The sequence below is a fragment of the Candidatus Borrarchaeum sp. genome (assembly GCF_019058535.1).
In the GTDB taxonomy this organism is placed as follows: Archaea; Asgardarchaeota; Sifarchaeia; order Borrarchaeales; family Borrarchaeaceae; genus Borrarchaeum; species Borrarchaeum weybense.
Genome location: NZ_JAHPYX010000182.1, coordinates 1 through 22,111, shown reverse-complemented (window position 1 = coordinate 22,111; position 22,111 = coordinate 1). Strand labels below are relative to the sequence as shown.

At 37.7% G+C, this 22,111-nt stretch carries 19 protein-coding genes; 15 read left to right on the top strand and 4 right to left on the bottom strand.

The window, feature by feature from the left end; all coding sequences use genetic code 11:
- The first annotated feature begins 112 nt into the window (after positions 1-112).
- Complete coding sequence (locus QVB70_RS10800) at positions 113-913, top strand: radical SAM protein (protein WP_342766560.1); 801 nt, start codon at positions 113-115, stop codon at positions 911-913.
- Positions 914-934: 21 nt separating this feature from the next.
- Here QVB70_RS10800 and QVB70_RS10795 read toward each other — a convergent pair whose 3' ends face one another.
- Positions 935-2,464 (bottom strand): radical SAM protein, encoded by a 1,530-nt coding sequence (locus tag QVB70_RS10795; protein ID WP_287585994.1) that lies wholly within the window; start codon positions 2,462-2,464, stop codon positions 935-937.
- A gap of 451 nt (positions 2,465-2,915) precedes the next feature.
- Here QVB70_RS10795 and QVB70_RS10790 point away from each other — a divergent pair, with 451 nt between their 5' ends.
- The 3 genes from QVB70_RS10790 to QVB70_RS10780 all read left to right on the top strand — a co-directional run bounded on the left by QVB70_RS10790 (position 2,916) and on the right by QVB70_RS10780 (position 8,172).
- A complete protein-coding gene (locus QVB70_RS10790; RefSeq protein ID WP_287585991.1) occupies positions 2,916-5,843 on the top strand; it encodes an FtsX-like permease family protein in 2,928 nt (975 codons plus the stop codon).
- Positions 5,844-5,974: 131 nt separating this feature from the next.
- Positions 5,975-6,466 carry a C2H2-type zinc finger protein gene (locus tag QVB70_RS10785; protein ID WP_287585988.1) on the top strand — a complete coding sequence of 164 codons (492 nt, stop codon included), beginning with the start codon at positions 5,975-5,977 and terminating at the stop codon, positions 6,464-6,466.
- 59 nt (positions 6,467-6,525) lie between these two features.
- Entirely contained in the window at positions 6,526-8,172 is a 1,647-nt protein-coding gene (locus QVB70_RS10780) for a tetratricopeptide repeat protein (protein ID WP_287585984.1), read from the top strand.
- 144 nt (positions 8,173-8,316) lie between these two features.
- Here QVB70_RS10780 and QVB70_RS10775 read toward each other — a convergent pair whose 3' ends face one another.
- The gene (locus tag QVB70_RS10775; RefSeq protein WP_287585981.1) at positions 8,317-8,478 is read right to left on the bottom strand and encodes a hypothetical protein; all 162 of its coding nucleotides are present in this window, start codon (positions 8,476-8,478) and stop codon (positions 8,317-8,319) included.
- Positions 8,479-8,738: 260 nt separating this feature from the next.
- Between QVB70_RS10775 and QVB70_RS10770 the strand changes: the two genes are divergently transcribed.
- The 4 genes from QVB70_RS10770 (at position 8,739) to QVB70_RS10755 (ending at position 13,621) form a co-directional block, all read left to right on the top strand.
- Positions 8,739-9,488: a hypothetical protein gene (locus QVB70_RS10770; protein ID WP_287585978.1), complete on the top strand. Its 750-nt coding sequence runs from the start codon at positions 8,739-8,741 to the stop codon at positions 9,486-9,488.
- 59 nt (positions 9,489-9,547) lie between these two features.
- Positions 9,548-9,778 (top strand): hypothetical protein, encoded by a 231-nt coding sequence (locus QVB70_RS10765; RefSeq protein WP_287585976.1) that lies wholly within the window; start codon positions 9,548-9,550, stop codon positions 9,776-9,778.
- The gene (locus QVB70_RS10760) at positions 9,779-9,979 is read left to right on the top strand and encodes a hypothetical protein (RefSeq protein WP_287585974.1); all 201 of its coding nucleotides are present in this window, start codon (positions 9,779-9,781) and stop codon (positions 9,977-9,979) included.
- 135 nt (positions 9,980-10,114) lie between these two features.
- Positions 10,115-13,621, top strand: a complete 3,507-nt coding sequence (locus QVB70_RS10755) for an AAA family ATPase (RefSeq protein WP_287585972.1) — start codon at positions 10,115-10,117, stop codon at positions 13,619-13,621.
- 32 nt (positions 13,622-13,653) lie between these two features.
- On the opposite strand, the gene QVB70_RS10750 is transcribed toward QVB70_RS10755, so the two are convergent.
- Positions 13,654-14,406 carry a hypothetical protein gene (locus tag QVB70_RS10750; protein WP_287585970.1) on the bottom strand — a complete coding sequence of 251 codons (753 nt, stop codon included), beginning with the start codon at positions 14,404-14,406 and terminating at the stop codon, positions 13,654-13,656.
- Between the two features lie 379 nt (positions 14,407-14,785).
- Between QVB70_RS10750 and QVB70_RS10745 the strand changes: the two genes are divergently transcribed.
- Both QVB70_RS10745 and QVB70_RS10740 read left to right on the top strand, forming a co-directional pair.
- Positions 14,786-16,165 carry a hypothetical protein gene (locus QVB70_RS10745; RefSeq protein WP_287585967.1) on the top strand — a complete coding sequence of 460 codons (1,380 nt, stop codon included), beginning with the start codon at positions 14,786-14,788 and terminating at the stop codon, positions 16,163-16,165.
- 25 nt (positions 16,166-16,190) lie between these two features.
- Entirely contained in the window at positions 16,191-17,033 is an 843-nt protein-coding gene (locus QVB70_RS10740) for a hypothetical protein (protein ID WP_287585965.1), read from the top strand.
- Positions 17,034-17,110: 77 nt separating this feature from the next.
- Here QVB70_RS10740 and QVB70_RS10735 read toward each other — a convergent pair whose 3' ends face one another.
- Positions 17,111-17,365 (bottom strand): hypothetical protein, encoded by a 255-nt coding sequence (locus tag QVB70_RS10735; RefSeq protein WP_287585964.1) that lies wholly within the window; start codon positions 17,363-17,365, stop codon positions 17,111-17,113.
- 317 nt (positions 17,366-17,682) lie between these two features.
- On the opposite strand from QVB70_RS10735, the gene QVB70_RS10730 reads away from it, so the two are divergent.
- The 5 genes from QVB70_RS10730 to QVB70_RS10710 all read left to right on the top strand — a co-directional run.
- Positions 17,683-19,311 carry an NAD(P)-dependent oxidoreductase gene (locus QVB70_RS10730; protein WP_287585962.1) on the top strand — a complete coding sequence of 543 codons (1,629 nt, stop codon included), beginning with the start codon at positions 17,683-17,685 and terminating at the stop codon, positions 19,309-19,311.
- Between the two features lie 288 nt (positions 19,312-19,599).
- On the top strand, positions 19,600-20,145 hold the full coding sequence (locus tag QVB70_RS10725) for a zinc ribbon domain-containing protein (RefSeq protein WP_287585959.1): 546 nt from the start codon (positions 19,600-19,602) through the stop codon (positions 20,143-20,145).
- Positions 20,146-20,288: 143 nt separating this feature from the next.
- Positions 20,289-21,371, top strand: a complete 1,083-nt coding sequence (locus tag QVB70_RS10720; RefSeq protein WP_287585958.1) for a formate--phosphoribosylaminoimidazolecarboxamide ligase — start codon at positions 20,289-20,291, stop codon at positions 21,369-21,371.
- 170 nt (positions 21,372-21,541) lie between these two features.
- Positions 21,542-21,730 (top strand): hypothetical protein, encoded by a 189-nt coding sequence (locus QVB70_RS10715; RefSeq protein ID WP_287585956.1) that lies wholly within the window; start codon positions 21,542-21,544, stop codon positions 21,728-21,730.
- 41 nt (positions 21,731-21,771) lie between these two features.
- Positions 21,772-22,111 (top strand): RRXRR domain-containing protein (locus QVB70_RS10710; protein WP_287585953.1); only part of this gene is annotated, 340 nt, incomplete at its 3' end.

The window sequence follows — 22,111 nt, the reverse complement described above, 5'->3', positions numbered from 1 at the left end:
GGTTATCCAGTACGCGGGATTTTACCCCGTACCTTCATCTCTAATACTCTTTATACCCTAGTACCTATAAATACTTTATGGTTGTTAATACTTTTATAGCCAAAATTGTGGAATTAGCAAAACAGCACCAAATCTCCGTAAATCAAAATACATGAGTCCAGAAGCATTTGAAAAAACTATGATATCGAATGATTGCATTGGATCATCGATTAGTTTTAATGAACCAACCCTGCTTTTAGAATACTCTCTTGATGTCTTTGATATTGTAAAAGAATCTGGTCCATATTATAACACATATGTAACAAACATGTACATGACAGAAGAAGTTTTGAAATTACTGATAGAACACAAGTGTGATGCATTTGCCGCCAATATGAAAGGCGATGCACAAGTTGTCAAAAAGCACTGTGGTGCAGATGTAGAACTAGTATGGAGAAATTTAAAAATAGCAAAGGAAATGGGAGCCCATGTTGAAGTAATCACGCTCGTCATACCCACAATCAATGATGATGAACATTGTCTAACCGAAATTGCCACTCGCATTCATGATGAATTAGGTAAAGCCACACCTTGGCATTGCACTCGGTTTCATCCAGCATATAAATCTAGGGAAATAGGACTCAAAAAGAGAACACCTATCGACACACTAGAAAAAGCATATGAACTTGGAAAAGACGCAGGTTTGAGATTTGTGTATTTGGGAAATGTTCCAAATCACCCTTATGAAAACACATATTGTCCTTCCTGCGATGCGTTATTGATTAAACGGTTTATTTTTGACTCACAGATCTTTTTTGATGTTAAAAAAAGAATAGATGATAGAATTGATTTTGAAAAAAGGTGTCCTAACTGTGGAGAACATATTGAAATATGTGGTGAGTTCATTAGAAAAGAAAAAGGGGTTTTTAGCTAAGTCTTTATGAAGAAGGCTTCGTTAATGGACCATAACTAACTCGGGATGACGTCGCTCATAATAGCGGATATATGCTTTTAGAACTTCGATCATTGCACGGATTCCCATCTTAACTATAGCCTTATGACCTATTTCGCTGGCAACCACTCTATAATTTCTGTCCATGTGTTTAATGTTGTGTCTCCAGCAGTCCAATAGAATACGAGCATGGTATGGTGTCATATTGTCTGCTATGAACGCTCTGGAGTTTTTCATACTTGTAACCTGCATCGGGACGAAGAAAAGTGGTATATACAAGTGAGGAAATGCGTCAAGTCTTTTTATTAGTTCAATAGTATCTTTCATTTCATCTGGTCCTTCACTGGGAAGTCCTGATACTAATGTACAGACATTCGTCCAACCCAAATTGGCACAAGTTCGTAGAGCGTCGTATATCATGTCTGGATATTCTTCTGATGAGAAAGGAAGGGCTTTACCATGCATTATTTCTTCAATTGTTTTAGAGCATCCTGTTTCGATTCCTGGTTGACATCCATAATACCTATGTCCTTTGCTTCGGAGGTATTTAGTTAATCGTTCAAAAAAGTCTGGGTCGAAAGCCATTGGTGCTAAAGTCGAATGGGTTACAAACACCCGACTTATGCCAACATCCTCAAAGAGTGTTTTGTAAAGATTCATTATAGCATCTTCGTCCGGGTAGAAGTGCTTTGAGTTGGAACCATATAAGAACACATCCTCTGACTGTAGACACATAGAATTATCACGGCTTCCCTTAGCATTTATTTTTGCATCATGCAATATTTTTTCAAGAGGGAAATCTCGCATCTTTCCAGCAGTGTTCGGGGCACAGAATTTACATCCTCTCCCGCATCCTCGTGAAATCTCCGTATAAGTGCCAAGCGCTGGACCCTGTATTAGAGGCACATCTTTTGGTTTTACTTGTCTTCCATAAAACACTCTTCTGTCAAGGCTTCCATTATTTTCCGGGCTTGCAAGTTGGCTAAAGAGTTCTGGAATTACATATTCTCCTTCGCCGATTACTAAATGATCTATACCAAATTTATCCATGTGAGCTTCGACTTCCCATGCACCTGGGCCGCCCATAACAACTTTAAATCCATATTTATTCTTTAGTTCCTTAACTTTTCTCATTAATCTAAAATATTCGATTCGGTTATGTGGAATGCCCTTAAAAATGGTGCTCCACGTTGATGTAGCAGGACCGATGCCCAATGGGTCTTCTGCTGAAATACCAACGATTTTTGTATTCTTGTTTATCAACTTATCCAAATAAAGCGAATGTGTAACTTTTACTTGTTCTCTGGAAAAACCACTCTGTATACATGTTGCTTCAATGGTCCTAAGACCGAGAGTTGCCCGAACTAAAGTTCCATCAGGGTAAGCTGGTTCGAGTGGGCAAAAGAACTTGAAGTAAATCCAGTGTGGACATATATTTTGTGGTAAACAAGCGCCAAATCCGACGTATGGGATCCCATTGTAATCGCTTGTTAGTGATAGATCTGAGGTTAATACGATTTCTGCACGTGCCATGTAAATTCACCTGCCCCTTAAGACAAGAAAGTTTCGTCATAGTTCTGAATAAATAGATAGGATTCTATACAATAGTTAACGATCATTTTTAGTACACAATTACATTTTCTAATTTGTATTAATTTTACGTGAGTACTATCGAGGTCTAAAACACGTTAACCGATATTTTAGCAGTTGTATCATTAACTTGTATTTAAGAATCTTTTCTATTTCATACACTTAAAAGTATATAAATAGTGCGATTTTGGAGTATATAGTGCTATATAGCGCTGCGATATTGGAAAAAACGTCAATAAGTATAATAGTCTTATCATTTGGGTAGAAATCTTTCACATCAATTACGAGTAAAAGTCGTTGTTTATCTCTACCATAGAGTAACAACCACCATTTAATTTTTATATTAAAACTTATGACTATAACTCTCCTTGAAAAAAATTGAGGGATAGAGTTAATGCAAATTAGCGCAAATCTGGCTCAGTATACAAGTTTATTCGTTATTATTTTAGTGATACTTGCTGTGATCATTGTTTGGAAGGAAAAATGGATTATTGGAATGGCATTTAGAAATTTCAAACGAAAAAAAGTCAGAAATACGCTGACTGTTATAGGTGTGCTCTTTAGTGTTGCTATGTTGGTAGGGTTTAATATAGCAAGACAAAATGTGACAAGTACATTTTACAATACTATTGAACTTGCTGCGGGTAAATTAGATCTTGAGGTTACGAGAGCTGATGGTGAGCCATTTCCAGAGGACCTAATGCATCTTCTTGACGATATAGATGGCATTGAAGCGTATGCCCCAAGAATTCAGCGTTACTGTGTGATTTACGTTCATGATAGCTGGAATTCTACGATGGCTACAGTTATTGGAATAGATCCAACATTGGACCAAGCTTTTGGAGACATCTTTGACATTAATGGATCTCAACCAATCAATCACCTAGTAACTGATGGTAATGCAATTGTTTCGGAATCATTAAAGGATGGTATTTCTGGAGAACAAGATGAAAAAATTGTGAATGCATCAATAGGAAATAAACTTAACATTAAATACTATCATGATCCACCACGTTCTCGATCCAAAGGATTTAATATTGCTGCTTTTGCGGAAGGTAAGGGAAAAATCGCTCAAGTTGGCTATGGGCGTGTTGTCATCGTAACTTTAGATAGTGCTAGACAATTTACCAAAACTTGGCGTAAGATTGACAAAATAATAGTAAATCTTGAAGAAGAAAGTAGAAAAGATTACAAAGCCGTTATAGCTGATATAGAAGTTAAACTCGGTAAAGATTTCAGAGTTGACGCAGTTAGAGAAAGTTTACTGGCGGTTGCAGAAGGCGCGGTATCGGGTTTTGACACTGCTTTGAATTGGGCTGGATTAATTACCTTATTGGCGTCTGTATTTCTAGTATTTAATAGCATCGTGATGACAGTAACAGAAAGGCGTTACGAGTTAGGCATAATGCGTGCTATCGGCATGTCAAAATTTCAGGTGTTTCGTCTAATTTTATATGAGGTAATTATTTTAGGTGGAATAGGATCTATTATAGGTTCATTTGGAGGAGTCTTAGTTGCTCATGGAATAACTACTTACGTTTCAAATACAACTGTTTATGGCTTTCGAGTCATAATAGAGTCTGTTGAGCTAGATCCTTCAATTATTTTTAGTGGTTTTATCATGGGCTTTCTTTTTGCAGTTGGAGGTGCCCTTTTCCCGCTAGGATCCGTAGTCACTATGAAAGTCGTTACAGCTTTACATGGTGATTCCCACGAAGCCGGAAAGAGGAAAATTTCCCGTGGATTATTAGTTGGCGGCATTATATTAGCTATAGTAGGATTCGGATTACTCTTTATAGCCCCATCGATTCCTGCAGCTAACTTATCTGATTTCTTGTCTATAACGCTCTTATTATGTATCTCTGGGGTCTCAATAGCGGTCTCAAAATACAATAGAAAAGCAGCCAGTCTTGTCGCAGGGATCGGTCTTACTGCCACTGGAGCACTCATTACAATAACCGCGGTTTCCTATTTGAGTGAGATCGTTTTACTTGTTGGAAGCATAATTCTCTGCGGATCACTTCTTAGCATTGTATCGCGAGGCTTTTATCGATTATTGAATAGTATACCTGCCTTTCGAACAGTTGCTAAAATTGCTAGTAGAAACCTAACACGCCGTCCTCTTCGATCAACTCTTACATTTGGAATTTTCACGATCGCGATCTCTCTCTCGATCTTATTTGCATCAATTAACTCAGCTGTTGATATAGGTATAACTCATTACATTGAGGAAGGACTCAATATGGACTTAATAGTGACAACAAATACTGGTGCTCCACCAACTCTAGCAGGGAATCTATCACGAATTGAAGGTGTTCATTGGACGAATGACACGCCTACAGAAGAATGGAGACCTGGTGTAAGCGTAGCTGAACTATCTGGGGCAAAATTTGAAATCTGGGATGAAGGAGAGACCTCTTTATTAGTGGCTGTGAATTCTTCAACCTTTCCTCTTGCTATTGAACAGGATTTAATCGAGCCTAATCCGAATACGACAGATATCGTTGCCCTCTTTGACCAATTAGGAGGAACAGGAGATAATAAGTGCATCATAAGTGATAGACTTGCAGAGGAACTTCATGTGAAAGTTGGTCAAAAAACCAAACTTGAAATATCTGCCCATGGAAATTCTACAGAATTTAAAATCATTGGTATTGTACACAATGACTTGATTGGTTACCCGAAGGGTGGATATTTCTGCATTATTGATATAGAAAAATACTATGATTTCGGTTTTGATGATGATGTGCATGTTTTTTACGTTAAACTTCGAAATCACCATTGGAATGGAACGGTCGTTGATCAAGATAAAGTTGCACAACAGATTCTTGATTTATATGGCGATGAGTATAATCTAAGTATTATAAAGACAAAAGACATCGTAGAAGAATGGCGGGTGAACGTGACAGAAACTACGCAATTTATGGCTGTTCTTTCATCGTCATCTATCATAATAGCTTTACTTTGTTTAGCTACAACAATGATACGAATTGTCCAGGAAAGACAACGTGAAATCGGATTGCTTCGCTCTGTTGGATACTACAGATCCGAGATAGTCAAACTCCTTCTTGGCGAATCATTACTCTTAGCTGTTCTAGGACTATCAGTTGGGATCATAAACGGCTATATTCTGGCTGCAAGCTATCTCCCACATTTCAAGGAAATCGGTTTCACGCCGTATGAAGTGACATTCGTGTTTCCAGCTCTTCAAACTATTATAGTGGCCATTCTCGGGATAGTCGTTGCGACAGTAGGTACCGCTTTTCCAGCATACAAAGCACTTCGGATGAGTCCTGCACAAGCTGTACGATATACGGGCTGAACCTCTCCTTTTCATAATTATCTTAAACATCCTCAAAGATTTCAAGCAACCCTTTTTTCCTTTTTCTTGAAATTCTTTTCGAAAACAAAGACTAATAAAAAATAGTTCGTATTTTGGTTTGGTGAAAAAATTTGAATGTCACTTGTCCAATGTGTGGAGCACAATTCAACTCTCCTGAGGAATTAATAGCTCATGTTAAGAGCGAACATGGCATTGAAATAGATCAAGACTTTATGAAAAACTTAATGGAAGGAATAGGTACCCTTTTCGCTGATATGTTTAGCGGAAAAAGTGATATGTCTTCTGATGAAGAAGAAGATAATAAAGAGGCCGATCCTAGTTTATTTTTTGGAAACATGATGGAGCAGTTGATGAAGACTGTAACTGAAAGCTTACAAAATATTAATACTGATGACACGAACCAAGGCCTACCAAATCCTTTTGCGATGATGATGAAAAACATGTTTGACCAGGCAATTCAGACTGAACCCGAGTCTAAAGATGAGCCTCCCTCTTCTAGTACAAATGAAGATGATGCTATATTCAAAGAAAATTCTATAGAAATACCTTTCTCGTCCGATGATGACGAAAAAAAGAAAGATAAAAAAGAAAGTAATGAATGATATCTATAAGGGTATCTTGATTTCTATTTTAATTCTGATCAACTTTTGAGGATTTTATCATGTCTGACGATTATGAGTTGTGGTTTAATGAAGCCTTCGACAAAGGAGAACTTGGGAATTATCGCGGTGCTATTGAACTCTATAAAAAGGTCGTTGAAGCAAAGCCAGATTATCAGGCGGCTTGGTTTAACATGGGGCTCATGTACAGCAATATCGAAGTTTACGACGAATCAATTGAATGCTACAAGAAGGCGATTGAATTAGATCCAACGGACGGTGCAGCATGGGATAATCTTGGATACGTCTACAACAAGACAGGTGAGTATGAAGAATCGATCCGTTGTCACAAGGAAGCCATTGAAAAACGACTCCCAAATGCAGCTAATGCTTGGAATAATTTAGGGATAGCGTATCATAACGTTAACGATTTCAAGAACGCCGAAGATGCTTATAAAAAGGCAATCGAGTTAGACCCTGGTTTTAACTTTCCATATCGTAACATTGCTGACGTTTACATCGACAATTCTGAATATCAACTTGCTGAACAGTATTATAAAAAAGCACTAGAAATTGATGAGGAATATGTCTCCGCATGGAATGGTTTGGGAAATGCCTATTGGAACCAGAATAATTATGAAGACGCAAAAAAGGCGTATAGAAAAGCAATAGACCTCGATCCAACTTTTAAATTTGCATGGAAGAACATGGGTGATTTACTCGTCGAACTTGGCGAGAATGATGAAGCAGTTGAGCATTACTTGAAGACTTTGGATTTGGATACGGGTTATATCTCAGCTTTAAATGGGTTAGGCAATGCTTACTACAATCATGGAGATTTTGAAAATGCTAAAAAAGCTTACGAGAAAGCATTGGACATAGATCCGAATTATAAGTTCGCGTTACGAAACCTTGGCGATCTCTTATATGATGAGATAAAGTATCAAGAAGCAATCAGTTATTATGACAAAGCATTAGCCATCGACCCAGATAATGTCGTTATACTGAATTCTTTAGCTAACTGTTACTATGGCTTAGATCAATTCGCGAAAGCGAGAGAAATCTATGAAAAAGCGTTGGAAATAGATCCAGATTACAAATTTGCGATGGCTAACATTGGTAATCTCCTTTACGCACAAGGTAACTACACTGAAGCCGTAGAATACTTCAAGAACGCTATAGAGATAGACCCTGACTACGTATTTGCAATTAATGGCTTAGGAAACACTTATCTTGAACTTGGTGAGTATAAAAAGGCTAGTGAAAGTTATCAGAGACTCCTCGACAACAATCCAGAAGATGAAGACGGACTCATTAATATGGGAGTCGTTCATAGTCGTTTGGGAGAGTATTCTAAATCAATTGAATATTATTCAAAACTTATCGATCTCAAAGAAGCTAAAGAAAGGAGTCCTCCCAGATTAGTCATAAAAAATCTGGCTCTTTCCTATGAAAGTCTTGGAGAATTGAATAAGGCAGCAGAGTCTTACCAAAAAATAATCTATCTTTGGCCATCAGACGCGGAGGGCCATTATGATCTTGGAATGATCTATAAAAAAATGGGTGAGGATAAGAAAGCAGAAGATGCCTTCACTAATGCCTTAGAGTTTGACCCGGAAACATATGAATCGAAAATACGAAATGAAGGTTTAAGTCCAGAAGAAATTCTAGGCAGACAATTGTTGATGAACTTCCAAACTAAAAAATAGCGATATAAGTAAATAACGTTTAGAAACAAATGATTTTCAAGGACACATTGCGTTAATTTTCACAAGTCATTTTTCAATCATTTTAATGGAAATTAAAAAAAGAACGTTTATTGCTTTTGCGAATTGTACTTCACATTAACCCATTTACTCTTCAATAATCTCCATTATCACAGAAACATGCACTTTCGCTGTCTCTTTTGCCTGTGTAGTCTTTTTAAAATCCTCAATAATTTGCAAAAATGGAGGCGCTATCGATGAAAGAGCACCTTCAATTTCATAGTTTACACTATAGACCTTCCTTGACATAATATCACCAGTAGATAGATATATCTAAAAATTCACAAATTTCATAAGGTAAAATGAACGTTAGCTATCAAGGACAAAGAGCATTAGATTAGTATAAAACAATTAGTTTAGTTACATATTTCCTCTAAACTAAGATATTTGCAATATCATGATAAAAGTAGAATATTTATCTGATTGTAGTGGCTAAAAGTGAATTTCTGAATTGAAAACCGAAAGAAGAAGACAATCCTAAAAAACCTTATTTCAAGAGTTGCAGAAAGATGGGTAAAATCGATGGATGCGAACTGTGTGATGCCTATGATGATTGCCTCCATGATAAGGTAGTTAATAATGTTGTTAATCATAAAATCTTTCAGGATGAATGGAAAACAGTTTATAAGTCAATGATGCCATCAAAAGTGTTGAGTTTTTTAAGAGCTCAGGAGAAAGCACTACGGAAAAAAAATGAGGATGAATTTGGCAAATTTGACTCCCATAAGTTACGTGTGTGTATTTTTATCAATGCGCTAGGTGCATGGCCAGGAAAGAAGATAAGCAATACCCTCAGAAACTCTTTGATAAAGGAAGTACAAAAAGCAGTAGACTTTATCCCAACACTTGAAACTCAATTAGATGATTCAACCGTAAAAACCCTCGTAGACTTGAAAAATCATCAGAAAAAACAAGAGTTATATCAACAAGAAGAAACTGTACAACGTCTTTTACAAACTTCTAAAACCCTTAGAGAAAATTCTAAAACAAATCTTGGTGCGAGGTATGAGATTAACCGAGAAATCTCAGAATATTTAAAAGAAGTGCAATATGCAAGTCCACAAGTAGCAGAATATTTTCTTGAGGAAGGAAATGATTGGTACAATTTAGCTCAAACCTCTGAGGCAAAATGGGTTGAAGCATCAATGGAATGGATTGAAATAGCGAAACTTATTTTTAATCGACTGGAATGGACTCAAGAAGTTGAAAAATGTGAAAAAATAATCTATCATCTCAAAAATTTGCCCAGTAGTGGTTGAGGCATAGATTTATTTATGTTTAACAGAATTTTAATCTTAAAAAATACAAGATGAAAGAGATGTCAGAAAAACAGATTCTGGAAGAGAAGATAAAACGTCTACTTAAATTATCACGAGAAGCTATGAGTCTTAGTTCAGAAATATTTAGGGATGTTGTCGCCCCTAAGAATGTTCTTCAAAAGTTTACTGAAGTAGTAAACGGAATAGGACTTGCCACTAAAATTCTAACAGGTCAAAAAATCGAACTTCCAAAAGAATTTCTTGAAAAGAAGAAAATTGAGGTGGAATAATTGTCTGAGCAAGAGTTGAACGAAAAACTCAAGAAGTTAATGGGCCTCTCCAAAGAAATCGTGGGGCTCACTGGAGAAATAGCAAAAGATTTAGCAGATGTAGCTCGTAAAGAAGCAGCAAAAACGCTGGAAGAGATTATGGTTGGCATTAAAAAGACAATGGATACTCTAAGTAAAAAGCCCGATAAACCTCCAGGCTAATCTAAATTCCCCTTATTTTTTTAAATTTAGTTAATTCATTTGCTTTTGAATCCATTAAAAGAACTTTTTTTAAGCATGTGTAGACTACATCTAATAGTGTAGAGCATAGACATTATAATTTTTTGAGGATTAAAAATGGGAGTAGACGAAAGAAGCGCAAGTTTTGAATCCGCGCAATGTGTTCATTTACAAGACAAACCTTACATTAATGAAGATTTTTTCAAGTGTGGAGTTATTCACGAGCTGTTACCTTCAGAGAGGGTTGATGGACTTTGCCAAACGAAGATTTGGAGAAAATGTGAGTATATTTATGATCCTACGCGAGCTTGGAAAGAAGGGAAATGGCGTGACGTAGTTGGGCTTGATGTTGTAAAGCGAGAACTTGTTCAAAAAGTTCAGCACCCGCTCTTGTTTTATAAAAAATATTCAACTACTGGCGTATTACCCCAAAAGGTTATACTGCTTTTTGGGCCAGATGGTTGTGGTAAAGCTCGTTTATCCAAGGTTTTAGCTCATGAAAGTGGAGCCCATTTAGAAACACTTATTCCAAGAGAAATAGATCGATTAAAAACACTTGTTGAAGAAGCTAAAGAGCCTACGATAATATTCCTTGATGAAGTTGACATGGTTGCACAACCAGTCGAATACTTCCAACAGAGATCCTTGCCACTAGCACGCGATCCTGTATTGGTCCTGATGGACAGTATAGAAACATTAGACGAAACTAATAACCCTGTCGCACTAATTATGGCGACAGACCACCCAAAGTTAATCTTACGAACTTTACTTAAACAAGATTACATACCGGAGATTATGTATGTTCCACCACCTACTCTTCAAGAACGTGAGGAAATCATAAGGAAGTTTCTAAAGAGTCGTCCTCTTAAAGACGTTGATTTTAGCCGATTAGCTGAACTTACCAGAGATTTTTCAATTTTAGATATTAAGAAGTTCATTAGAAACTTAGAGCTTGAATGGCTAGAACGATCATTTAAAGAGCCGCAACCTGTCGAAATAACGATGTCGCAACTTCTACGACAGATCAAAGACGTCGTCCCCTCGCTGTCAAACGCCCTAATATCCCAATATGAGCAAGCAGCAAAACGTTGGGGTGCCATGGAAGAAGAATTACGGAGAAAACGTGAGAAAAAACTGACTTGGGAAGATGTCGGAGGTTATATTGAAGTCAAAGAACAATTAAAAGATATTGTTGCTGTATTAGAGGAAGCTAACGAAACTGTTTCTCAATATAATTTGAAACCCCCTTCTGGAATCATTCTTTATGGGCCTCCTGGTTGCGGAAAAACGTATATAGCTAACGTATTAGCATCTGTCACAAAGGCGAACTTTCATACTGTAACTGCGGGCTCACTTTTGTCTAAATGGTATGGAGAAGCAGAACAAAATATTACTGAGTTATTTGCGACAGCAAAAGTTGATCCACCAAGCATTATTTTCTTTGATGAATTGGAGGGATTATTTCAAACTAGGGGTGAAGCATCCCCAGTTCACAGTAGAATCGTTTCTGTGTTCCTTCAAGAACTCTCGAACTTAACCCCAGAAGATAGAGTCATTGTGATTGGCGCTACAAATAGACCACAAGACGTGGACATGGCATTTTTACGTCCTAGACGATTTGATGAATTAATTGGCATAGGACTTCCAGATCTTGAAGCGAGGAAGGCGATTTTCAAAGTTCATACGAAGGATATGCCATTAACTGATGACATTGACCTCAACTTGTTAGCAGAGAAAACAGAGATGTTTACAGGAGCCGAAATTGCATTTATTTGTGATACGGCACGAAAAGCTGTTGCTAAAGAAGCTTTGAAGTCAGGATTTAGAAAAATAAAGATGGAAGACTTCGTCCAGCAGATCATTCAAGCCAAGCCGGGATTAACTGAAGACGATGTGAGGCTGTTTAATGAAGCACAAGAAAGGTTCGGTAGGCGAAAATATGCTCCAAAGAAGAAAATAATTGAGAAGGAAAAAGAACTGAGTTGGAAAGATGTTGGCGGTTACGCAGACGTAAAAGATTATATGAAAAACCTTGTGAAGATCCTAGAGTCAGAAGAATTGTTTGAAAAGTACGGACTCAAGCCCCCGAAAGGTTTACTCTTATATGGTCCTCCTGGCTGCGGTAAAAGTTACCTTTCAAAAGTTTTAGCTGATGAAACTGATGCCAATTTTAAAGTTATTTCAGCAGGTATAATGATGAGCAAGTTTTATGGTGAAACAGAGAAACAAATCCATGACTTATTCGTCCAGGCACGAAGAAACCCACCAACAATTCTGTTTTTTGACGAGTTAGAAGGTCTTTTTGTGCGAAGAGAAGCCATAGGAACAGGTTTTTCAGGTCATAAAACAGCAGTCTCTACATTACTAACCGAACTGAGCGAATTAAAAGCAGAAGATCGTGTATTAGTTATAGGCGCAACTAACAGACCTCAAGATATAGACCCTGCCTTTCTAAGACCAGGACGCTTTGATGAAAGGATTGGTATAGGACCGCCTGACTTAACAGCACGGAAAGCAATCTTTGAAGTCCATGTAAGAGGTATGCCTTTGGCTAAAGATGTAGATTTCGATTTTTTAGCATTAAAGACCGAAAAATACACGGGAGCGGAAATTGAGTATATTTGCAATCAAACCAGAAGAAAGGTTGCTATAGAAGCTCTAAAATCAGGATTTCGAGAAGTAAAGATGGAAGATTTTCTTAATCAGCTTGAAGTTACAAAATCAGGCTTGTCACAAGAAGACATTCGACTATATGAAGAAGCACAGGAACGATTTGAAAGACAATTAATATCTATAAGCAAGCAGAAGGTCTGGGAAGATGTCACTTTTGAGCAAATAGGCGGTTTATCAGAAGTTAAGGAGTTTCTGAAGAATTATGTAGGTTTTTTGGTGCAGCATTTTGATACAGTCCGAACTTCTGGATTATCATCAAGAGGCGGTATTATTCTATTTGGACCACCAGGTTGTGGAAAGACTGTTTTGATCAAAGCGGCTGTTAGAGATGCGAATGTAAACTTCTTTAAGTTTTCAGCACTTGAATTAAGGATCGCTGGTGGTTTCAACAAATTCAGCGATATGCTTCGCGACGCAGAAAAAGTAGCACCAAGCATCGTTGCTCTAGACGATTTAGAATCAACTAAGTCAATCGCTACACAAGATACTGCAATGTTTATTGCTTCAGAACTAGAAAAAATACCAAAAGAAACCCCACTTATAGTATTTTGTGAAACGAGTGATCTAGCGGGTATGGAGTATATCATGCCTGTTATAGAATATATCTTGCCTGTACCGCCGCCTAATGCTGAAGCTCGCAGAGAGATATTGGAAATCAAGACAAAAAAACTAGATCTTGAAAATGTCGATCTTGTAGAATTAGCGAGGCAAACAAAATACTTCACAGGAGCGGATCTTGAGAAATTATGTAGGGAAGCATTACGTATTTCATTCACAAAACAGACAAAAGGAAGAATAACTATTTCTATGGATGACTTTCGCCAAGCATTAGCCAAAGTCGAGCCTAGTCTTTCAGAGGAACAGATAAACAGTTTTCGAAGACAAATGCCAAAAATTCAACAAAACAAATTTCCTTTAAGAAAGCATGTCTCACAGGACCTTTACAGCTGATTTTGGAAATTCCCCTTTATTTCTTTTGAAATCTAATTTTTTTCTGCTTTTTTTTGCAGATCTTTTTGAAGTTCAGCGTTTTGATACTTCTCAGGATTCTTTAAATAATCTTCAATAACGGTAAGTTCTGTAGTAGACATTTTATCTGCTAACCAGCCAATTCCCTTCGATTTAAATAGAATTAGTGAATGAAGAGCAACACCATGTTGTTTTGCAATGTCAGACGCACCTTGTTCTCTATCAAGTAAAACAACCACAGCATTGACATTGACATCTCTTAACCCTCTTCGTTCTACTTCAAACTTTACTTGTTCAATGCCGATAAGTTTGCTATCAAATTTTGTTACTAAATCATCAACAATAACAAGGCTATCACTATCCGTCAGTTCGCCCTCTAATAGCGCATGCTCACCATATTGCGTTATTACTGTTTGGAGGTCATTTAAAGTTCTAACACCTTCTAATTTTCGTGTAAATGTAGCTGGGATACCATCAACAATCGTTATTGCTGTTGCGATAGGTATTCCTGCCATTGCAACCCCTACAACTTTGGTTATTCCTGGAATCTCTTGCCGAATCATTTTCCCTAAAGCAATTCCAACTTTCTTAAGAAGATCTGGAAAAGAGCATAAAGGACGTAATTGAATATAGAAGGGACTCCATATCCCTGAGACCAATGTCCAACCTTGCGGCTCATCTCTGTACCATGTCCTGATAAGTCGTTTCTCATATAATAATTCCATTATTTCTTTTCCAAGAAGTTCTTTTTCTTCAGCCCACGTCACGTTTCTGACCTCATTAACAGCGTTTCGAAACTCATCCTTAAAAAAGATAATTTCGTGTTTTCTATTTATATTTTTGATGATAAATAAAGGAATTAAATTCTTCAGTAACTCTGTAGTGACAATTCAATATTAGTTTTAGAATATGAGGATTGTGAACATCAAGATTTTTAAAAAGATAATGAAATACTTTCAATTATACTTGTTAACTGAAAGTCAACTACTCCACCCTGAAGGGTAGGGGCTTGAAAAAGTTCCCATAACGGAGTAGGAGATTAGCCTAAGTGATGTCTCCTCTAGGGTGGAGGCAGATGTGCTCGGTTCGAGGCTGAGTGTCTGAAAATCACCGTGGGATGTCCCCCAGTCCCGCGCTCTGAAAGACATGATGGACGCACTAGGTCGTTATCCCGAGACTTACACCATCATCATGTCCTGTGCCTGCCTCAACATTGGCGATGGGGACTTACTCCCTTGGTGTTGGGAGCGACGGGACTTGAGAGTACCCGTCATTAAAACACCACCTGATGTTAGGTTCACAAACCCCTGTGCTCATAGAAAGGGTTGTGTGAGAAATGCCCGACCTCAATTTTTCTTCGCCCTGAAGGGCTGGAGTCTACTTGAGGTAATCTTATCAACAATATTTCTTTTTAAGAAATATGTTAGCATTTTCTACAAAGTTAATGCAATTGTACAAAAGAGTAATGCTTTTATTATAGAACTTACTGCTGTCTTTGAGTCATTGAAATCAAAGAAGCAGAATCATCAACATTCAATAAGGAGTAAAAGGAAAATGGGTAAGAAGAAAAACAAAACGCGGATTTTTTTTGCTACAGACATCCACGGATCAGAAAGGTGCTTTAAGAAATTTATTAAAGCTGGCGAATTTTATAAGACCGATGTATTGATTATGGGTGGCGATATAACAGGAAAAATGGTAGTCCCCATTGTTGATCAAGGTAATGGTACATGGGCAACCAAATTTGCAGGTTCCTCACATTCTGCTTCCAACAATGACGAACTTGAGGATGTTAAAAAAAGGGTTCGTGCCGCTGGTTTTTATCCATATATCACTAATAAACAAGAAGTTGAAGAACTTAACGCCAATCCTGAAAAATTAAAGAAGTTATTTGAAGAATTAATGATCGAATCAATGGAAAGATGGATAACATTAGCAACTGAGCATTTGAAAGACAGCGAAGTAAAGTGTTTTATTTCTGCAGGAAATGATGATACTTATTCAATAGATCCGATTTTGGGTAGTTCGGATGTTGTGATGCATCCAGACGAGAAAGTAGTAATGATTGATGACATCCATGAGATGCTCTCCACTGGGAAAAGCAACATGACGCCATGGGCGTGTCCTCGCGATGTAACTGAAGAAGAATTAGCAGAGCATATCGATGGTTTAGTAAGTCAAGTAAACGATCTAGAAAAATGTATTTTCAATATTCACGTCCCTCCCTATGGCACAGGAATTGACTCAGCACCCGAGTTGGACGAGAACCTGAAACCAAAACTTGCTCCAGGTGGAGGTACGATTTCGATTCCAGTTGGAAGTAAAGCAGTTCGCTCTGCAATTGAGAAATACCAGCCGTTATTAGGGCTTCATGGTCATATTCACGAATCTAAGGGATATTTCGAAATTGGAAAGACAAAGTGCTTTAATCCTGGTAGCGAATATACTGAAGGCATACTACGGGGTCTGATTGTAGATGTCGATATTAAAAAGGGAGTAAAAGATTTCATGTTTACCTCTGGTTAATTCATAAACTATTATGGTGAATGATATGGTTCGAGCAACGCTAGATGACGATGAAATGTTTAAGCATGGATTAAATATAATTGAAGCCGCTGAAAAGCAAGGTGTATACTTAAGGCTACTAGGGGCTATGGCAATACGAATGCACATTCAAGATACAGAATTCATGGATCTATATGATAAACTGAGTCGTCTTGGTTTAGATGCAGATAAGAAATTCACAGATATTGATTTCGTTGCCTACAAAAAACAACTAAAAAACCTCAGGAAAGTCCTTGAAAACGAGTTAGGATTTATTGTTGACCGAATGATGCTCCAGTACTTGCGGGATCGAGGACGTTTGATTTACTATGAAAAAAACAATGCCTATCATATAGATGTGTTTTTTGATAAACTTGAGTTCTCGCATAATGTTCATTTTGGCAAGGATCCTAAGAAAGATGGGCGGCTTCATCTTGACTCTCCAACAATCCCACTTGCGGATATAGTCCTACAAAAAACACAAATCCATCGAATCAATGAGAAAGATATTAAAGATCTCATCATATTGTTGAGAGCACATGACCTCATTGCAACCGATAATACAGATGAAACCAATCTAATAAATATCAAATATATCGCAGAAGTGTTGGCTAACGATTGGGGTTTCTGGAAAGACGCAACTGAAAACCTTGACAAGGTTAAAAAATTTTCAGAGAAATATTGGAAGGAAGAATTAATTAGCCAGGAAGATATGACTGACGTATTGAACAAAGTTAACACCATTCTAGAAATCATTAAAAATGAGCCAAAAACAAAGAATTGGCAAAAACGCGCAAAAAAAGGCGAAAACAAACAATGGTGGAGAGACGTAGAAGAAGTAGAGCGTTAACTACGTATTTTATCTTCTTATTTCATTTTATTGGTATAGATTAACAAGAATTTACGTTTCTAAGTTAAGTGTGATAATTATTTCAATCTTTCTTCTAAAATGGATATTCTTTTTTCAAGAGTTTTAGTATATTCAATAAGAGTCTGTAACAACTGGGTCGTATTATTCAAGTATTCAAGATGTGCATTCAATTCTTGATTGATTGCAGAAAGGTTTTGTGGTGTAGATGTTTCTGATGATTCCATAGCACTCTTAATCTCTTCGACTTTGGTGCGAAGCTTGTTCCATGTTGTTTTAAGAGTGTTAAGATAATCTTGGAGGCTTTTTGTCATCCTGATCAACCTTTTCGGATAATAAAGGACATTCTCTAAACATATTGTAACTTGACTGTTTATATGAGTTCTTGGTTGAGGATTTATCTCACAACATTTAATTTTGTATAATTGAATTTTTAATAGCAAGACATTGCATGTTTAAGAAACATGTTTAGAAAACAATGTTTAAAAAATTTTAAACATTTAAATACTCAAAGGCGTTTAGGCTTACAAGAATCCTATAATCAAGTTATAATAGTAGATATCGCTCATCTATTAACTCAAGGGCTTTATTTTTCTACCTAAATCAAGAAAATGCAAAATGGTGATCATTCTTGACGATACTCGCATATGTTCTCGCTAGACTCTGCCCTGATACAAGTGAGGAAGTTCTCGAAGACTTAAGCAATTTAGATATGGTTGATGAACTATCAATCATTCAAGGACCTTACGATGTTTTAATGAAAATTAAAGGGAGAGGTGCCAAAGAAGTCAATACATTTGTCGAAAGCTTAAAAATGATGGACTTCGCGGAAGTAGTAAAATATCCAAGAGTTCGTACGCTAAAGAAAAAATATGAAACAACGCGTATCGATATGGAAAAGCTATCACCTGAAGAACGTATTGAGAGCTTTGCCGAAGTTATAAGAGGATATCTATCAGAAGAAGCCATCGAAGAAGCAAGCCGTTGCGTTCAATGCCCGAAGCCATTTTGCGAAACTGGCTGTCCACTAGGTATGCCCGTTTCTTCTTATCGTGAGGATCTAGATGCTCGTGGCTATTTGGGATTAATAGCTAGCGGGCAGTTTGAAGAGGCATATCGCTTAATTCTCACGACTTCCCCAATACCCGCTACTCTGGGGCGTGTCTGTCATCATCCCTGTGAGGACTTATGCGTATTAGGTCATAGGGGTGAGCCTGTTTCTATATGTCGACTTAAGCGATTCGTTGCGGATTATATGTATGAACAGGAAAAACATCTCGCCTATACTACACGTGATATCTTCCGCGAATTCATTAGTGGAGTAGAAAAGAAAAAACAACGAGTTGCTGTTATTGGATCAGGACCTGCAGGCTTACAAGTTTCATTTGATCTCGCAGGATTAGGCTATAATATAACACTCTTTGAGGAGCTTGAGGTTCTTGGGGGCATGTTAAGGTGGGAGATCCCAGAATATCGCTTACCAAAAAGTGTGCTCCAGAAGGAGATTAACAACATCTTGAATCTCGGCATTGAGGTACGGACAAATACGCGTATTCAAAATATCGATAATCTTTTTGAAGAAGGCTACGACGCCATTTTTATCGGTGTGGGCGCCCCGATGTCTAAAAGTCTAGGACTTCCAGGCGAAGATTTGCTTGGTGTATATCCCGGCGAAGATTTCTTGAAAGACGTAAATCTTGGAAAATATATTGATTTTACCGGAAAAAAGATAGTTATAGTCGGAGGAGGAAATACTGCACTCGATTCCGCAAGAACATCACTACGTCTTGGTGCAAAACAAGTATCTATTGTTTATCGAAGAAGGAGACCACAAATGCCGGGACATAGTCACGAAATTAGTGATGCAGAAGCTGAAGGTGTCCTTTTATTTTTCCTCGCCGCACCCTTGAAACTTATTGGAGAAGACAAACTTGAAATGATAGAATGCATTCGCATGAAACTTGTGGAAGCTGACGAAAGCGGACGACGACGTCCAATTCCAATTGAACACTCTGAATTTTTAATTGAAACAGATGTGTTTATGCCAGCAATTGGACGGGGTACGGATATCGATTGGCTGAACAGTCTAGAGCTTAGCGAATGGGGTACCATCCCTGTTGATGAATTCGGTGCCACGTCACGACCAGGTGTGTTTGCTGGCGGTGATGTAGTCAATGGTGCCTCGGTAGTTGTAGAGGCGTTAGCTGATGGAAAAAGAGCAGCACAAGGTATTCATAAGTATTGCCAAGAAAAACTATAAACCCAATATCATCTTTTCATATTTCTTAGACTATTTCTCTATTTTTGATGTGTGATTTATTACACATTTTTCTATAGAAAAAATGTTTTTCTTTAGAATCATATAAGATCAAATCATTGCTCTAACTCGTGGTTTTTTGAAATTGAAACTTCTCGTTTTTCTTTATGCTGTATAAACTATGTATGCAGATTTGTTCATCATCGCACAAGTACATACATTACTTAACAGAGTTATATCATCAATAGCACCCTAGAGCGGGGCAATCAAACCTAAATGGTGGACAATCAGATGGGTCATCAATTCGTATTTCGTATTTCAGACAGATCAATTGGTTTAATAGGTCTCTGTATAACGGTGATGGGGCTTTTCCTGCCCTGGATGATCTGGCCAACACCTTACTATGCTCTCCGAGAGCAAGTATACGCTGCAACAGCATCGTGTATTTACCCATATTATACAATCTGGGAATTAGGCATCACAGGCGCTGGATGGCAAACTTCAATAGCGACACTGATCGCTGCATACGCACTCTTTACGGAAACAAAACGACGCCCAGGATTTCTGTCAGTCAGTAGTTTAATGATCTTTTACAATGTAGGGTCGATTCTGGCAATGTTCTTCATGTATTATGATTACTACTATTATTACACACCTGTCATCGGTCCAGGACCCTTCGTAAGTCTCGTCGGAGGAATATTCTTTTTACTATCTGCCCTGATATCACAAACTCGAAGAAAAAGTGTAAGTTTTTGTAGAAAGTGTGGCTCTAGTCTCTTGAATTCATATCAGTTCTGTCCCTATTGCGGTGAAGAAACGGATACAGAGCAAGATTGAAAACAACACAAAAAGAAACCTTCTTTTTTTCTTATTCTCTTTTTGATTTCATGAAAATCTAAATAAATCATTTGATCTACCTGTTTTCTTTAGACGAGAACCAATTTCTGTGAAAATAGTCTGAAACTTGATGCGGTGAATCAATGCATGACGAAATTAATGAAATCATTCAAGATTATGATATGAATAAGATCACAATAGGTACGATTGGCTCTCATTCAGCCCTGAATATTTTTAAAGGGGCAAAAGAAGAGGGCTTCCGTACTATTTGTCTTTGTAAAGAAGAAGATCAAATTACATATCAAAGATTTCCGGTAGCTGACGAAATAATAATTTTAGATGACTTTAAAGAACTGTTAAACCGTGAAGTCCAGGAAAAATTGAGACGCCTAAACACGATTCTTGTGCCTCACGGCTCGTTCATTGCCTATCTAGATCTAGACGAGGTCATTAACGATCTGCAAGTGCCTATGTTTGGAAACCGGCACCTTCTGCGGTTTGAATCTAACCGAGAAAAACAGAAAATATGGCTTCAGAAGGCTGGATTAAAACAGCCTAGAACGTTTACCGCTCCTCATGACATAAATGGGTTGACTATTGCAAAATTTCCAGGCGCAAAAGGCGGAAAAGGTTATTTTCTAATAAATACACCAGAAGCCTTCCAAACAAAAGCGAAAGACATGATTGAGAAAGGATTCATGAAAAAAGAAGATATGGACCAGATTTACTTACAGGAGTATATTTTCGGTGTGACAATCTATCCTTCTTATTTTAATTCGCGGCTTAACAATGAAGTTGAATTATTATGCGTAGATAGAAGATATGAATCTAGTATAGATAGCTTAGGGCGAATTTCTGCGAAAGAACAACTGAATATGAATAATCTCACGCCAACGTACACGGTTGTTGGCAATATCCCGATAACCATAAGGGAATCTTTATTATCAGAGTATATCCGAATGGGAGATAATGTGACCAAAATTTCAGAAGAAATCGCACCTCCTGGCATCATAGGACCTTTTTGTCTTGAAACTATAGTTACAGATGTTCCCGAGATATTTACCTTTGAAATTTCAGCAAGAATTGTTGCAGGAACAAATGTTGGCATAGGAATTTCTCCATATGCTTATGTAAAGCACGGTGAGGAGATGTATATGGGAAAAAGAATCGCCAAAGAGTTAAAGGTAGCCATCGCAAAGAAGAAACTTAATATGATTGTTACATGATGGCGGTTAAAAGTCACATTTATGACCATTTCGGAAAATAGTCACATTTATGACCATTTCGGAAAATAGTACTTAATAGTAGGTCAATTACCCCACCTTAAAGGGTAGGGGCTTGGGTCGTGAGATCTGAGAGCAATTAGTTGATTAGCCTAAGAGAGGTCATATAGTGTATGACGGTATCTGAGTTATCAGGAGAGTTCAAGAACACACCAGGGGATGCTTCTCTAGTCCCTTGCTCTGTAAACGGTGGTTTAAACAGAGAGGAAACGCTCAGTGATCATCGTAGAGTACTGACTGATAACCTTGGCGAAGAGAACCAACCTCCTGTGACGCACGTTAAAGGAGGAGATAGGACTTGAGAGTACCTATCTATGTGTTAAACATCAGGGGGCAACCGCTTATGCCTACCACACAACATAACGGAAAGAAGTTATTACAAGAAGGCAAGGCACACGTTGTTCAGCGATGTCCTTTCACCATTCAGTTGAACTATGCCACCGGAGAGGCGATACAACTGATTAAACTGGGAGTGGATATTGGATTTACTGAAATCGGATTTAGTGCCAAGACCGATACGTTAGAAGTCATCAGTGGGACCTTAAGCTTGCGCAAGGATGTTTCTGACAAGCTAGAGGAAAAGCGTAGGTATCGTAGAAACCGTAGAGGCAGATTAGGGTATCGACCACCACGATTTGATAACCGAACACGACCTGAAGGATGGTTAGCCTCTAGCATTCAGC

Bases quoted from the DNA above. Each gene is read 5' to 3' on its own strand.
- QVB70_RS10735 (WP_287585964.1), bottom strand. From the start codon at position 17,365: ATGACAAAAAGCCTCCAAGATTATCTTAACACTCTTAAAACAACATGG.
- QVB70_RS10775 (WP_287585981.1), bottom strand. From the start codon at position 8,478: ATGTCAAGGAAGGTCTATAGTGTAAACTATGAAATTGAAGGTGCTCTT.
- QVB70_RS10715 (WP_287585956.1), top strand. From the start codon at position 21,542: ATGACGGTATCTGAGTTATCAGGAGAGTTCAAGAACACACCAGGGGAT.
- QVB70_RS10780 (WP_287585984.1), top strand. From the start codon at position 6,526: ATGTCTGACGATTATGAGTTGTGGTTTAATGAAGCCTTCGACAAAGGA.
- QVB70_RS10740 (WP_287585965.1), top strand. From the start codon at position 16,191: ATGGTTCGAGCAACGCTAGATGACGATGAAATGTTTAAGCATGGATTA.
- QVB70_RS10795 (WP_287585994.1), bottom strand. From the start codon at position 2,464: ATGGCACGTGCAGAAATCGTATTAACCTCAGATCTATCACTAACAAGC.
- QVB70_RS10790 (WP_287585991.1), top strand. From the start codon at position 2,916: ATGCAAATTAGCGCAAATCTGGCTCAGTATACAAGTTTATTCGTTATT.
- QVB70_RS10765 (WP_287585976.1), top strand. From the start codon at position 9,548: ATGTCAGAAAAACAGATTCTGGAAGAGAAGATAAAACGTCTACTTAAA.
- QVB70_RS10770 (WP_287585978.1), top strand. From the start codon at position 8,739: ATGGGTAAAATCGATGGATGCGAACTGTGTGATGCCTATGATGATTGC.
- QVB70_RS10755 (WP_287585972.1), top strand. From the start codon at position 10,115: ATGGGAGTAGACGAAAGAAGCGCAAGTTTTGAATCCGCGCAATGTGTT.
- QVB70_RS10745 (WP_287585967.1), top strand. From the start codon at position 14,786: ATGATGGACGCACTAGGTCGTTATCCCGAGACTTACACCATCATCATG.
- QVB70_RS10720 (WP_287585958.1), top strand. From the start codon at position 20,289: ATGCATGACGAAATTAATGAAATCATTCAAGATTATGATATGAATAAG.
- QVB70_RS10725 (WP_287585959.1), top strand. From the start codon at position 19,600: ATGGGTCATCAATTCGTATTTCGTATTTCAGACAGATCAATTGGTTTA.